We start from the raw sequence: 13,375 nt of genomic DNA, 5'->3' as shown, positions 1-13,375 counted from the left end.
TTGTTACAGAGTAGCATTGAACATAAAGTGAACGGAATGTCCACCAGAGCCGTATGTTCCCCCTCACCCCAGCCCTCTCCCTCAAGGGAGAGGGGGTTGTCTGTGCAGGCATTATTTTGTGGGGATTCCTCAGCTCTTTGGGAGAGGGTTGGGGTGAGGGGAAAATTTCAGCCAATGCTAAACGGATCCGCGTCCTGCCATGCCGGAAACTTCTCGCGATACTCTTTCAGCGCCGTCAGCGACAGCTCAGCATCAATCCGCGTCGCCTGATGCGGCTCGGCGGTGGCGATAATCTCGCCCTGCGGATTCACCACCCGGCTGTCGCCGCGATAGTGATGCCCGTTGCCGTCAGTTCCTACGCGGTTACAGCCCACCACATAGGCCTGGTTTTCAATTGCGCGCGCCACCAGCAGCGACTGCCAGTGCAGGGAGCGCGGCGCAGGCCAGTTGGCGACATACAGCGCCAGGTCGTAATCGTTGCGGTTGCGTGACCACACCGGGAAGCGCAGGTCATAGCAGACCAGCGGCAAAATACGCCAGCCGCGCCATTCAAAAACCACGCGCTCGTTACCCGCTTCATAGTGATGATGTTCATCCGCCATGCGGAACAGGTGACGTTTATCGTAAAAATGCACTTTCCCTTCCGGCTCAACCAGCAGGAAGCGGTTCACCGGCCCGCGTTCGGTTTGCAGGGCGGCGCTGCCGGCAATCAGCGCGTGAGTCTGCTGCGCTTTGGTATGCATCCAGGCGACCACCTCCTCCTGCGGCATTGACTGTTTTGCCGCTTCCATGGCGAAGCCAGTGGTGAACATCTCCGGCAGGACAATCACATCACGCCCGGTAATGTCTTCCAGTTGACGATCAAAATGGCGCAGGTTGGCGGGGCCATCCATCCACACTAAAGGTTGCTGCAAAATAGAAATCTTCAGACCAGGCACAATTCAGACTCCTCAAACGACCGCTTTTTGACACTGTAGCACGACATAAAGAGAAAATGTGGCAATAAAAAACCCCGCGGGCGGCGGGGTTTGTGCAGGCGAAACGGATTATGCCGCTTCAGGTTTACGGTGCTTCTCCGGCAGCTTTACCGGCTGCGTCGCCAGCTCGTCCGGTTCGAAATCATCCACGTTAATGCTGCGCAGACGGCTCTCTTCAGCTTTCACCAGCAGGGCTGCTTCATCTTTACTGATAATGCCACCGGCCAGCGCCTGTTTCGCCAGTTCATCCAGACGGGTAAACGGCAGGTTTTTGCCCAGCTGTTTACAGATTTTCTGGTGAATCGGGTCGGCGGCCATCACGTCCAGCAGCGCCTCTTCCAGCAGACCCACCGGGTTATGCGGGGTTGGGGCCAGATACTGACCACGGCCGATACGGGAGCGGGTTGCGCTCGGTACCTGCAGGATCTTCGCCACTTTGTGGTCCAGCTTGTCCGACGGCGCCAGATGATGACGACCGGTCGGGAAGATCACCACGCGCAGGGCGCCGGCGACAAAGCGGTTCGGGAAGTTTGCCAGCAGATCGTCAATCGCCTGTTCTGCCTGATACATCGCATCCTGAACGCCCCAGTGCACCAGCGGCAGATCCGCTTCCTGACGGCCTTCATCGTCATAGCGTTTCAGCACCGCAGAGGCCAGGAAAATCTGGCTCAACACATCCCCCAGACGGGCAGAGATACGTTCGCGACGCTTCAGGCTGCCGCCAAGTACGGCCATAGAGACGTCGGACAGCAGCGCCAGGTTGGCACTCAGACGGTTAAGATGCTGGTAATAACGTTTTGTCGCATCGCCGGTTGGCGTCGCGCTGGTAAGACCGCGCGTCAGGCCCAGCCAGAAGCTGCGCACCTTGTTGCTGCCCACGTGACCGATATGTTTGAATAACAGTTTATCGAAGGCATCCACGTCGTTATTTTGCGCAGCGGCCATCTCTTCCAGGACATAAGGATGGCAGCGAATCGCCCCCTGACCGAAGATCATCATGCTGCGGGTCAGAATGTTTGCCCCTTCAACGGTGATGGCAATCGGTGCACCCTGATAGCCGCGCGCCAGGAAGTTGCCTTCGCCGAGCATAATGCCTTTACCGCCTGCGATATCCATCGCGTCAATGATCGACTGCTGCGCGCGGTGGGTACAGTGGTACTTCACAATGGCGGACAGCACGGCCGGTTTTTCACCCAGCATGATGCCGTAGGTAATCAGCGACGCGGCGGCGTCCATCACGTAAGCGTTGCCCGCGATACGCGCCAGCGGCTCTTCGATACCTTCCATCTTGCCGATGGAGATTTTGAACTGACGGCGGATATGGGCGTACGCGCCAATCCCCATCGCCACAGACTTCAGACCACCGGTTGAGTTCGACGGCAGGGTAATACCGCGACCCACCGACAGACATTCCACCAGCATACGCCAGCCCTGACCGGCCATTTTCGGGCCACCGATGATGTAGTCAATCGGCACAAAGATATCCTGACCGCGGGTTGGGCCGTTCTGGAACGGCACGTTCAGCGGGAAGTGACGACGACCAATTTCAACGCCTGGCGTCGAGGTCGGGATCAGCGCACAGGTAATGCCCAGATCTTCTTCGCCGCCCAGCAGTCTTTCCGGGTCAGAGAGCTTAAAGGCCAGACCCAGCACGGTAGCGATAGGCGCCAGCGTGATATAACGCTTGTTCCAGGTCAGGCGCATACCCAGCACCTGCTCGCCCTGCCATTCGCCCATGCAGACCACGCCGGTATCCGGGATCGCGCCCGCATCGGAGCCTGCTTCCGGGCTGGTCAGCGCGAAGCAAGGGATTTCCTGACCACGTGCCAGACGCGGCAGGTAGTAATCTTTCTGCTCTTCGGTACCGTAATGCTGCAGCAGTTCGCCCGGGCCTAAGGAGTTAGGCACGCCCACGGTAATCGCCAGGATCCCGGAAACGCCCGCCAGCTTTTGCAGTACACGCGCCTGAGCGTAGGCGGAGAATTCCAGACCGCCGTACTCTTTCTTAATGATCATCGCGAAGAAGCGATGCTCTTTCAGATACGCCCACAGCTCGGGCGGCAGATCGGCCATTTCATGGGTAATGGCAAAGTCGTTCGCCATACGGCACGCTTCTTCCACCGGGCCATCAATAAAGGCCTGTTCTTCAGCGGTCAGACGCGGCTGCGGGTAGTTATGGAGCTTTTTCCAGTCCGGGTTGCCCTGGAACAGATCGCCTTCCCACCAGGTCGTACCGGCATCAATCGCCTCTTTTTCCGTACGCGACATCGGCGGCATCACCTTGCGGAAACCTTTGAACACCGGCGCGGAGATCATGGATTTACGCATCGGGGCAAGGTTAAACGGCAGGAGAATGATGGCCAGCGGGACCAAAAGCCAGATAGTCCACAGACCGGCGACGCCAAGCGCAGCGGTCCAGGCCAGAAGGATCAGGCTGCTCAGAAATAAACTGACGCGGTGATAGAACAACACACCGAGCAGAACAACAGTTGCGAGAATGCTCAAAATCATCATAAAGAAAAGCTCCCTTGCTTGTAGGAGGTCTGACCACTTGTGATGATATGGTTGTAGTTGATGTTATTTCCTTTAGCAATGTGTTTACAAAATAATTACAACCTGGTTCACATTGTTCGCGTTTTCGCCGGCACGAAAAAGCAAAACGCCAGGGGATTCGTATGGCTTTAGCTTCTCGCTTTTCCCGCTATCCGGTACACTCCACTGTGTTATTTCATCAATACTGAAGGATTATCCTCATGTACCAGGATCTTATTCGTAACGAACTGAACGAAGCGGCGGAAACGCTGGCTAACTTTCTGAAAGATGATGCCAATATTCACGCTATTCAGCGCGCGGCGGTCCTGCTGGCCGACAGTTTCAAAGCCGGTGGCAAAGTGCTTTCCTGCGGTAACGGCGGTTCCCACTGCGATGCCATGCACTTTGCAGAAGAGCTGACCGGACGCTATCGTGAAAACCGTCCGGGCTACCCGGCGATCGCGATTTCCGACGTGAGCCATATCTCCTGCGTGAGCAATGACTTTGGTTACGACTACGTCTTCTCCCGCTACGTTGAAGCGGTGGGTCGTGAAGGTGACGTGCTGCTGGGGATCTCTACCTCGGGCAACTCTGCAAACGTGATCAAAGCGATCGCTGCCGCACGTGAAAAAGGGATGAAAGTCATCACCCTGACCGGTAAAGATGGCGGTAAGATGGCCGGTACGGCGGATATCGAAATCCGTGTGCCGCACTTCGGTTATGCTGATCGTATTCAGGAAATTCACATCAAAGTGATCCACATCCTGATTCAGCTGATCGAAAAAGAGATGGTTAAGTAAGACTTCGCTGGGGGCACCCTTGCCCCCGCTGTTGTGGAGGTGACGTATGTGCGAACTGCTCGGGATGAGCGCCAATGTGCCAACCGATATCTGCTTTAGTTTCACCGGGCTGGTGCAGCGCGGTGGAGGAACCGGGCCGCATAAAGACGGCTGGGGCATTACCTTCTACGAAGGCAAAGGGTGTCGCACGTTCAAAGATCCACAGCCCAGCTTTAACTCACCGATTGCCAAACTGGTGCAGGACTATCCCATCAAGTCGCGCTCGGTGATCGCCCATATTCGGCAGGCAAACCGCGGCGAAGTGGCGCTGGAAAATACGCATCCGTTTACCCGTGAACTGTGGGGCCGTAACTGGACCTACGCGCACAATGGGCAACTCACGGGCTATAAGTCGCTGGAGACGGGCAATTTCCGCCCGGTAGGCGAAACCGACAGCGAAAAAGCTTTTTGCTGGCTGCTGCATAAGCTGACGGAGCGCTATCCGCGAACCCCGGGCAACATGGCGGCGGTGTTTAAATACATCGCGACGCTGGCCACTGAGCTGCGCGAAAAAGGCGTGTTCAACATGCTGCTCTCTGACGGGCGCTATGTGATGGCGTTCTGCTCGACGAACCTGTTCTGGATCACCCGTCGTGCGCCGTTTGGCGTTGCAACGCTACTCGATCAGGATGTGGAGATAGACTTTCAGAAAGAGACCACACCGAACGATGTGGTCACTGTCATTGCAACGCAGCCGCTGACGGGCAACGAAACCTGGCAAAAGATTATGCCAGGCGAGTGGGTACTATTTTGTCTCGGGGACCGTGTAATTTGACGCCAGCTGTGGATGGACAACTTCGTGGCTCAGCGGCTTGCTGACCACGTAACGGCCATCCACCACCGAGACAACAGGCGGCTTGTGCGTCTGCTCGAAGTAGTCATAGCCTGGTTTCAGCTGTTTCCAGAAATCCGCGTAGTAAGAGTACTTGTGACGCGCCATGTTGGCATCGGTCATGCGGAACGGATAAATGCTGACCTGAACGTTAGGCTGACCAAAGACCAGCGCCCCGGTGACAAACTGGAAAATCTCATCAATGCCGGAATCGGTCATCGCGTAGCAGCCGATAGAGACGCAGGCACCGTGGATCATCAGGTATTTACCTTCGTAACCGTGCGCACGGTCAAAGGCATTCGGGAAACCGATGTTGATAGCTTTATAGAAGCGGCTGTCCGGTTTGAGCTGGCTACGCTGAACGTTGTAAAACCCTTCCGGACTTTTGAAATCGCCCTGACGCTGTTTTGGCCCTAATCCACCGGAGTAGTTACATATTTTGTAGCTATCAAGCAGCTGATAGGTCTCACCCATTTTTACAAACAGATCGAGAGTGCGTTCTTCCTTGAAGATCTGAATATAAACCGGCGATCCCATTAACTGCTGTTTATATTCTTTGCTGATCGGCGTCGTTGAGCTGTTACTGCTGAGCAGCCCGGCAAACGACATGCACGGAATCAGAAGCATCGCAATGAACAATGCGATTTTACGCATACTACTAGTTCCTTGATAAAACCATGACCAACTTGCCAGGACGGCAAAAGAGACCCGAAATCAGATTATTCTGTTAGGAGCGCTCACATTAGCACCGCCAGAGATTTTCGCAAGAGCCGGGCGGTGAGTTTACAAATTAGTTTTACTTTATAAACCATCGAAATCGCGTTGACTCCAGGAACTTTGCGTATTAGCTCGCAATTTGGTGCGCGTAACGGCGGATTACCTGCCCGCGAGAAGGGGAAAATGTTACACTTCGCGCCCACTGGATTGTTGTTCATGGAAACCTGCTAACCACATGTTTAAAATCAAAAAAGGACTTGATCTGCCGATTGCAGGCGTGCCAGAGCAGCACGTTTCGACAGGCGCAAGTGTCCGTCATGTCGCCATTGTGGGCGACGACTACCTGGGAATGCGTCCTTCAATGCGGGTAGAGGAAGGCGAACGCGTTATCAAAGGCCAGGCACTCTTTGAGGACAAAAAAAATCCCGGCGTGATGTTCACCGCACCCGCGAGCGGTACCGTAGTGGCGATCAACCGTGGCGAACGGCGCGTTCTGCAGTCGGTGGTTATCCGCATTGAAGGCGATGAGCAGTGTGAATTCGGCCATTACGACACCGCAGATCTCGCATCGCTAAGCCGCGACGCTGTTCAGGCTCAGCTTCTGGCGTCCGGTTTATGGACCGCGCTTCGTACGCGTCCCTTCAGCAAATCCCCTGTTCCGGGTACGGAGCCGGCCGCGATTTTCGTGACGGCAATGGACACCAACCCGCTCAGCGTGGATCCACAACCGGTTATTCTGGCGCAGCGTAAAGCCTTTGATGCCGGACTGACCCTTTTAACCCGCCTGACGTCGGGGAAAGTCCACGTTTGCCAGGCCGGCGGCGGTAAGCTCGGCGGCCATCCGCAGGGGCAGGTTACGTTTAATACGTTTGCGGGTCCGCATCCGGCGGGGCTGGTCGGGACGCACATCCATTTCCTTGAGCCGGTAAGCCTGACGAAACAGGTCTGGCATCTTAACTATCAGGATGTTATTGCCATCGGTAAGCTGTTCACCACCGGTGAACTGAGTGCGGAACGCATCATTGCGATTGGCGGGCCGCAGGCTAAGCATCCGCGTCTGGTGAAAACGCTGCTGGGCGCGGACATCAATGAACTGCTGGCGGGGGAAATCAAAGAGGGTGAAAACCGCCTGATTTCCGGTTCCGTTCTCAGTGGCCGCCATGCTGTTGATGCGCACGCCTATCTGGGACGTTTCCATTTGCAGGTGAGCATTGTGCAGGAAGGCCGAGACAAAGAGCTGTTCGGCTGGGTACTGCCCGGTGCGGAAAAATTTTCCGTCACCCGTACCACGTTAGGTCACTTCCTGCGTAACAGGCTGTTTAACTTCTCGACCACTACGCACGGTGGCGAGCGCGCCATGGTCCCGATTGGCAACTACGAGCGCGTCATGCCGCTGGATATTCTGCCAACCATGCTGCTGCGCGATCTGCTCGCTGGCGATACCGACAGCGCGCAGGCGCTGGGCTGCCTTGAGCTTGACGAAGAAGATCTGGCGCTCTGTACCTATGTCTGTCCGGGAAAATACGAATATGGGCCCGTATTGCGCGAGGTGTTAACCCGCATTGAGCAGGAAGGATAACCGATGGGCTTAAAACACCTCTTTGAAAAAATTGAGCCGCACTTTACCGAAGGGAAGCTCAAAAAGTACTACCCGCTGTATGAAGCAACGGCGACCATTTTCTATACGCCGGGGCTGGTGACGAAAGGGGCGGCGCACGTTCGTGACGCCATCGACCTTAAGCGGATGATGATCCTGGTCTGGTTTGCGGTTTTCCCGGCGATGTTCTGGGGGATGTACAACGTCGGTCTGCAGACCATTCCGGCGCTGCACCATATGTATGATGCACAGCAGCTGGCGCAGGTGCTCCAGTCAGACTGGCACTACCGTCTGGCCCAGTCGTTGGGTGTGAGCTTTGCGCCAGACGCTGGCTGGGTGAGCATGATGACGCTGGGTGCGGTGTTCTTCCTGCCGATTTACCTCACGGTCTTTATCGTGGGCGGCTTCTGGGAAGTGCTGTTCGCCATCATTCGTAAACATGAGATCAACGAAGGCTTCTTCGTAACCTCCATTCTGTTTGCCCTGATTGTCCCACCCACCTTACCGCTCTGGCAGGCGGCGCTGGGCATCAGTTTCGGCGTGGTGATTGCCAAAGAGATCTTCGGCGGCACCGGGCGTAACTTCCTCAACCCGGCACTGGCGGGGCGAGCGTTCCTGTTCTTTGCGTATCCGGCGCAAATTTCGGGTGACCTGGTATGGACAGCGGCCGACGGTTTTTCCGGCGCAACGCCGCTTTCACAGTGGGCGGCACACGGCGGCGAAACACTGGTCAACAACGCCACAGGCCAGCCTGTCACCTGGTTTGACGCCTTTATTGGCAACATACCGGGCTCCATCGGGGAAGTCTCCACGCTGATGATTTTGATTGGTGGGGCGATCATCCTGTTTGGACGCGTGGCCTCCTGGCGAATTGTGGCTGGTGTGATGATCGGCATGGTGCTGACCGCCACGATGTTCAATGTTATCGGTTCGACCACCAACCCGATGTTCTCCATGCCCTGGTACTGGCATTTGGTGCTGGGTGGCTTCGCGTTCGGCATGATGTTTATGGCAACCGACCCTGTCTCTGCCTCGTTTACGGATAAAGGCAAATGGAGCTATGGCGTACTCATTGGCGCGATGTGTGTCTTGATCCGCGTGGTTAACCCGGCGTACCCGGAAGGGATGATGCTGGCCATTCTGTTTGCCAATCTGTTTGCGCCACTCTTCGATTACCTGGTGGTGCGGGCCAACATTAAGCGGAGGAAGGCGCGTGGCTGAGGTTAAAAATAACGACAGCATCAGCAAAACGCTGCTGGTGGTGCTGGTGCTCTGTCTGGTCTGTTCGATTGTCGTGGCCGGCTCTGCCGTGGGGTTAAAACCCCTGCAGCAGGCGCAACGTGCGCTGGATAAACAGCGCAATATCCTGGCCGTCGCCGGGCTGATGCAGGAAGGGATGAGTGCAGACGACGTCTCGGCGGTCTTTGCGGAGCGTATCTCGCCACGTCTGGTGGATTTAAAAACCGGACAACTGCTGGATAAAGACCCGGCGAAGTATAACCAGGCGCTGGCGCTGAAAGATCCGCAGATGAGCCTGACGCTGGACGCGTCACAGGATCCGGCTGGCATTAAACGTCGCAGCAATCTTGCTGAAATTTATCTCGTTCGTGACGCCCAAAAACGCATTCAGGAAGTAGTGCTTCCTGTCTACGGTAACGGTCTGTGGTCAATGATGTATGCCTTTGTGGCCCTGGATACGGATGGTCGCACCGTAAAAGGCATCACGTATTACGACCAGGGGGAAACACCGGGTCTGGGTGGCGAAGTGGATAACCCGAACTGGCGGGCGCAGTTTATCGGCAAGAAAGTGCTTGATGACAACGGGCTACCCGCGCTGAAAGTGATGAAAGGGGCGGCACGTCCCGGTGACGACTACGCGGTAGACGGACTGTCCGGCGCCACGCTCACCTCAAAAGGCGTGCAGCACAGTTTTGATTTCTGGATGGGCGAGTTGGGCTTTGGGCCTTTCCTGAAAAACGTACGTGAAGGAGCGCTGAACAATGGCTGATACCGGTGAACTGAAAGAAGTCAAAAAGGTTCTCATTGGCCCACTGCTCGCCAATAACCCGATAACGCTGCAGGTGCTGGGCGTCTGTTCAGCCCTGGCAGTAACGACCAAGCTGGAAACGGCGGTGGTGATGACGCTGGCGGTAACGCTGGTAACCGCGTTTTCCAGCATGTTTATCTCCATGATCCGCCACCACATTCCCAACAGCGTGAGGATCATCGTGCAGATGGCGATCATCGCCTCGCTGGTGATCGTGGTCGATCAGCTACTGCGCGCCTTCGCCTATGAAACCTCGAAACAGCTCTCGGTGTTTGTTGGGCTTATCATCACCAACTGTATCGTGATGGGGCGTGCGGAAGCTTACGCCATGAAAATGCCGCCGCTGGCGAGCTTTATGGACGGTATCGGCAACGGCCTCGGCTATGGCGTGATCCTGCTGACAGTGGGGTTCCTGCGTGAGCTCATTGGCAGCGGTAAATTATTTGGCATCACGGTGCTGGAGACGGTGCAAAACGGCGGCTGGTATCTGCCAAACGGCCTGTTCCTGCTGGCCCCTAGCGCATTTTTCATTATCGGTTTGTTGATCTGGCTGATTCGTACGTTGAGACCAGAACAGCAGGAAAAGGAGTAACCGACGATGGCTCATTACCTGAGTTTGTTTGTGCGGGCGGTGTTTGTTGAAAACATGGCGCTCGCGTTTTTCCTCGGCATGTGTACGTTCCTTGCGGTGTCCAAAAAAGTGTCGACGGCATTTGGTCTGGGCGTGGCGGTCACCGTGGTGCTCGGCTTATCGGTGCCGATCAACAACCTGGTGTACAACTTCGTACTGCGGGACGGCGCGCTGGTAGAGGGCGTTGATCTCAGCTTCCTGAACTTTATCACCTTTATTGGTGTGATTGCCGCGCTGGTGCAAATCCTGGAGATGATCCTCGATAAGTACTTCCCGTCACTCTACAACGCGCTGGGGATCTTCCTGCCGCTGATCGCGGTGAACTGCGCCATCTTCGGCGGCGTTTCGTTTATGGTTCAGCGTGATTACAACTTCAGTGAGTCCGTGGTGTACGGCTTCGGTTCCGGCATCGGCTGGATGCTGGCGATTGTCACCATGGCGGGGATCCGCGAAAAAATGAAATATGCCAACGTGCCTGCAGGGCTGCGTGGCTTAGGGATCACCTTTATCACCACCGGGCTGATGGCGCTGGGCTTTATGTCCTTCTCCGGTGTGCAGCTATAAGGGCTAACAGATGGAAATAATACTTGGCGTGGTGATGTTCACGCTGATTGTCCTGGTGCTGTCAGGGCTTATTCTGGCGGCGCGTGCGAAGCTGGTGAATTCCGGCGACGTAGTGATTGATATTAACGACGAGCCGCAGAATCAGATCCGCACCCCGGCGGGGGATAAACTGCTCAATACGCTCTCGGGTAACGGCATTTTTGTCTCCTCAGCATGCGGCGGCGGCGGCTCCTGCGGGCAGTGCCGCGTGACGGTAAAAGAGGGTGGTGGCGATATTCTGCCAACCGAGCTGGCGCATATCACCAAACGTGAGGCAAAAGAGGGCTGCCGTCTGGCCTGCCAGGTCGCGGTGCGTCAGAACATGAAGATTGAGCTGCCGGAGGAAATTTTCGGCGTCAAAAAATGGGAGTGCGAGGTTATCTCTAATGATAACAAAGCCACCTTTATTAAAGAGCTGAAGCTGCGGGTGCCGGAAGGGGAAGATGTCCCGTTCCGCGCCGGGGGATACATTCAGATTGAATGTCCGGCGCATACCGTGGCGTATGCGGACTTTGACGTGCCGCAGGCGTATCGTGCCGACTGGGACAAATTCAATCTTTTCCGCTTTGTGTCGGAGGTGAAAGAGCCGACGCTGCGTGCCTACTCTATGGCCAACTACCCGGAAGAGAAGGGCATTATTATGCTCAACGTGCGTATTGCCACGCCACCGCCGAACGTGCCGGATGCCCCGCCGGGCGTCATGTCGTCGTACATCTGGTCCCTGAAGCCGGGCGATAAGGTAACGATCTCCGGCCCGTTTGGTGAGTTTTTTGCCAAAGATACCGACGCGGAAATGGTGTTTATCGGCGGCGGTGCCGGTATGGCCCCGATGCGCTCGCACATCTTTGACCAGCTCAAACGACTGGGCAGCCAGCGTAAGATCAGCTTCTGGTACGGTGCGCGCTCCCTGCGCGAAATGTTCTATGACGATGAGTTTGAACAGCTGGCGCGTGAAAACCCGAACTTTACCTTCCATGTGGCGCTCTCCGATCCACAGCCGGAAGATAACTGGACGGGCTATACCGGGTTCATCCACAACGTGCTGTATGAAAACTACCTTAAGCAGCATCCGGCACCGGAAGACTGCGAGTTCTATATGTGTGGGCCGCCGATGATGAACGCTGCCGTGATTAAGATGCTGAAAGATCTCGGTGTGGAAGATGAGAACATCCTGCTCGATGACTTTGGAGGCTGATGATGCTGACCTTTCTGGCTACCTTCGTGGTTTTCGTGCTCGTCATTTTCGGCATGGCGTTAGGCTGGATCGTTAAGCGGAAAAGCCTTCAGGGCAGCTGCGGCGGCATTACTTCCATTGGGATGGAAAAGGTGTGCGACTGCCCGGAACCGTGCGATGCGCGCAAAAAACGGATGGCCCGCGAACAGCAGCGCATTATTTAGTCTTGTAGGTCGGGTAAGGCGAAGCCGCCACCCGGCGTTCTTATATCCACTTCTCAACCCTCATTTATTTACTGTATACTTATCCAGTGATGAGTGAGGGCTTACTATGCGCAAAATAATCCATGTTGATATGGACTGCTTTTTTGCCGCAGTGGAGATGCGTGACAACCCGGCGCTGCGGGATATCCCCATTGCGATAGGCGGCAGCCGCGTTCAGCGGGGGGTCATCAGCACCGCCAACTATCCTGCGCGCAAATATGGCGTGCGCAGCGCCATGCCGACGGCGATGGCGCTGAAGCTCTGCCCTCATCTCACGCTTTTACCCGGTCGGTTTGAGGCATACAAAGAAGCCTCAAACCATATCCGTGAAATCTTCTCCCGTTATACCTCCCTGATAGAGCCGCTGTCGCTGGACGAGGCCTATCTGGATGTTACCGACAGCGTGCACTGCCACGGCTCCGCCACGCTGATGGCGCAGGAGATCCGTCAGACAATTTTCAACGAGCTCAATCTGACGGCATCGGCGGGCGTGGCACCCGTAAAATTCCTCGCCAAAATTGCCTCCGATTTAAACAAGCCCAACGGTCAGTACGTTATTACCCCGGAAGAGGTGCCTGCGTTTTTAAAAACGCTGCCGCTTGGCAAAATTCCCGGGGTGGGAAAAGTCTCTGCCGCAAAGCTGGAAAGTATGGGATTACGCACCTGCGAAGATGTGCAGCGCAGCGATCTGGCCATGCTGCTCAAACGCTTTGGGAAGTTTGGCCGCGTGCTGTGGGAGCGCAGCCAGGGGATTGACGATCGCGATGTGAACAGCGAACGGTTACGGAAATCCGTCGGCGTTGAGCGAACCCTCAGTGAAGATATTCATGACTGGTCCGAATGCGAGTTTATTATCACAGAACAGCTCTACCCGGAGCTGGAACGACGCTTAATCAAGGTGAAGCCGGACCTGCTTATTGCACGACAGGGCATCAAGCTGAAATTCAATGACTTTCAGCAGACCACACAGGAACACGTCTGGCCGCGTCTGAATAAAGACGATCTCATTGCGACGGCGAAAAAGGCCTGGGATGAGCGGCGGGCAGGGCGCGGTGTCAGGCTGGTGGGGTTGCACGTCACGTTGCTGGATCCGCAGTTAGAGCGACAGCTGGTATTGGGCCTGTAAAAAAACCGGTGGCGCAGCGGTGTTCACCCTCTCCCTT

Annotated in this window: 13 protein-coding genes; 10 read left to right on the top strand and 3 right to left on the bottom strand. The window is 55.8% G+C overall.

Annotated features, from left to right (window positions below; all coding sequences use genetic code 11):
- Positions 1-167: 167 nt before the first annotated feature.
- Both EKN83_RS22760 and fadE read right to left on the bottom strand, forming a co-directional pair.
- Positions 168-938 (bottom strand): amidohydrolase, encoded by a 771-nt coding sequence (locus EKN83_RS22760; RefSeq protein ID WP_126801750.1) that lies wholly within the window; start codon positions 936-938, stop codon positions 168-170.
- Between the two features lie 108 nt (positions 939-1,046).
- Complete coding sequence (gene fadE / locus EKN83_RS22755; RefSeq protein WP_047957822.1) at positions 1,047-3,491, bottom strand: acyl-CoA dehydrogenase FadE; 2,445 nt, start codon at positions 3,489-3,491, stop codon at positions 1,047-1,049.
- 239 nt (positions 3,492-3,730) lie between these two features.
- Here fadE and lpcA point away from each other — a divergent pair, with 239 nt between their 5' ends.
- Both lpcA and EKN83_RS22745 read left to right on the top strand, forming a co-directional pair.
- On the top strand, positions 3,731-4,309 hold the full coding sequence (gene lpcA / locus EKN83_RS22750) for a D-sedoheptulose 7-phosphate isomerase (protein WP_025760181.1): 579 nt from the start codon (positions 3,731-3,733) through the stop codon (positions 4,307-4,309).
- A 46-nt stretch (positions 4,310-4,355) separates the two neighbouring features.
- A complete protein-coding gene (locus EKN83_RS22745; RefSeq protein ID WP_008500262.1) occupies positions 4,356-5,123 on the top strand; it encodes a class II glutamine amidotransferase in 768 nt (255 codons plus the stop codon).
- On the opposite strand, the gene dpaA is transcribed toward EKN83_RS22745, so the two are convergent.
- Positions 5,094-5,834: a peptidoglycan meso-diaminopimelic acid protein amidase gene (gene dpaA, locus EKN83_RS22740; protein WP_025760182.1), complete on the bottom strand. Its 741-nt coding sequence runs from the start codon at positions 5,832-5,834 to the stop codon at positions 5,094-5,096. The two genes, EKN83_RS22745 and dpaA, sit on opposite strands and share 30 nt — an antisense overlap.
- 298 nt (positions 5,835-6,132) lie before the next feature.
- Between dpaA and EKN83_RS22735 the strand changes: the two genes are divergently transcribed.
- The 8 genes from EKN83_RS22735 (at position 6,133) to dinB (ending at position 13,338) form a co-directional block, all read left to right on the top strand.
- Positions 6,133-7,476 (top strand): Na(+)-translocating NADH-quinone reductase subunit A, encoded by a 1,344-nt coding sequence (locus tag EKN83_RS22735; protein WP_126801749.1) that lies wholly within the window; start codon positions 6,133-6,135, stop codon positions 7,474-7,476.
- A gap of 3 nt (positions 7,477-7,479) precedes the next feature.
- The gene (locus EKN83_RS22730) at positions 7,480-8,715 is read left to right on the top strand and encodes an NADH:ubiquinone reductase (Na(+)-transporting) subunit B (protein ID WP_045285111.1); all 1,236 of its coding nucleotides are present in this window, start codon (positions 7,480-7,482) and stop codon (positions 8,713-8,715) included.
- Positions 8,708-9,502, top strand: coding sequence for a Na(+)-translocating NADH-quinone reductase subunit C (locus EKN83_RS22725; protein ID WP_126801748.1), 795 nt, complete (start codon positions 8,708-8,710; stop codon positions 9,500-9,502). The genes EKN83_RS22730 and EKN83_RS22725 overlap by 8 nt, the downstream gene beginning before the upstream one ends.
- Positions 9,495-10,133: an NADH:ubiquinone reductase (Na(+)-transporting) subunit D gene (locus EKN83_RS22720; protein WP_025760186.1), complete on the top strand. Its 639-nt coding sequence runs from the start codon at positions 9,495-9,497 to the stop codon at positions 10,131-10,133. Before EKN83_RS22725 ends, EKN83_RS22720 begins: the two co-directional genes overlap by 8 nt.
- Before the next feature lie 6 nt (positions 10,134-10,139).
- A complete protein-coding gene (nqrE, locus tag EKN83_RS22715; RefSeq protein ID WP_023334613.1) occupies positions 10,140-10,736 on the top strand; it encodes an NADH:ubiquinone reductase (Na(+)-transporting) subunit E in 597 nt (198 codons plus the stop codon).
- A 10-nt stretch (positions 10,737-10,746) separates the two neighbouring features.
- Positions 10,747-11,970 carry an NADH:ubiquinone reductase (Na(+)-transporting) subunit F gene (gene nqrF, locus EKN83_RS22710; RefSeq protein WP_025760187.1) on the top strand — a complete coding sequence of 408 codons (1,224 nt, stop codon included), beginning with the start codon at positions 10,747-10,749 and terminating at the stop codon, positions 11,968-11,970.
- Positions 11,970-12,173, top strand: a complete 204-nt coding sequence (nqrM, locus tag EKN83_RS22705; protein ID WP_025760188.1) for a (Na+)-NQR maturation NqrM — start codon at positions 11,970-11,972, stop codon at positions 12,171-12,173. The genes nqrF and nqrM overlap by 1 nt, the downstream gene beginning before the upstream one ends.
- Positions 12,174-12,279: 106 nt before the next feature.
- The gene (gene dinB / locus EKN83_RS22700) at positions 12,280-13,338 is read left to right on the top strand and encodes a DNA polymerase IV (RefSeq protein WP_025760189.1); all 1,059 of its coding nucleotides are present in this window, start codon (positions 12,280-12,282) and stop codon (positions 13,336-13,338) included.
- Positions 13,339-13,375 lie beyond the last annotated feature (37 nt).

The sequence above is a fragment of the Enterobacter sp. WCHEn090032 genome (assembly GCF_003986875.1).
Lineage (GTDB): Bacteria > Pseudomonadota > Gammaproteobacteria > Enterobacterales > Enterobacteriaceae > Enterobacter > Enterobacter sichuanensis.
This window is presented reverse-complemented; position numbering and strand designations above follow the sequence as displayed.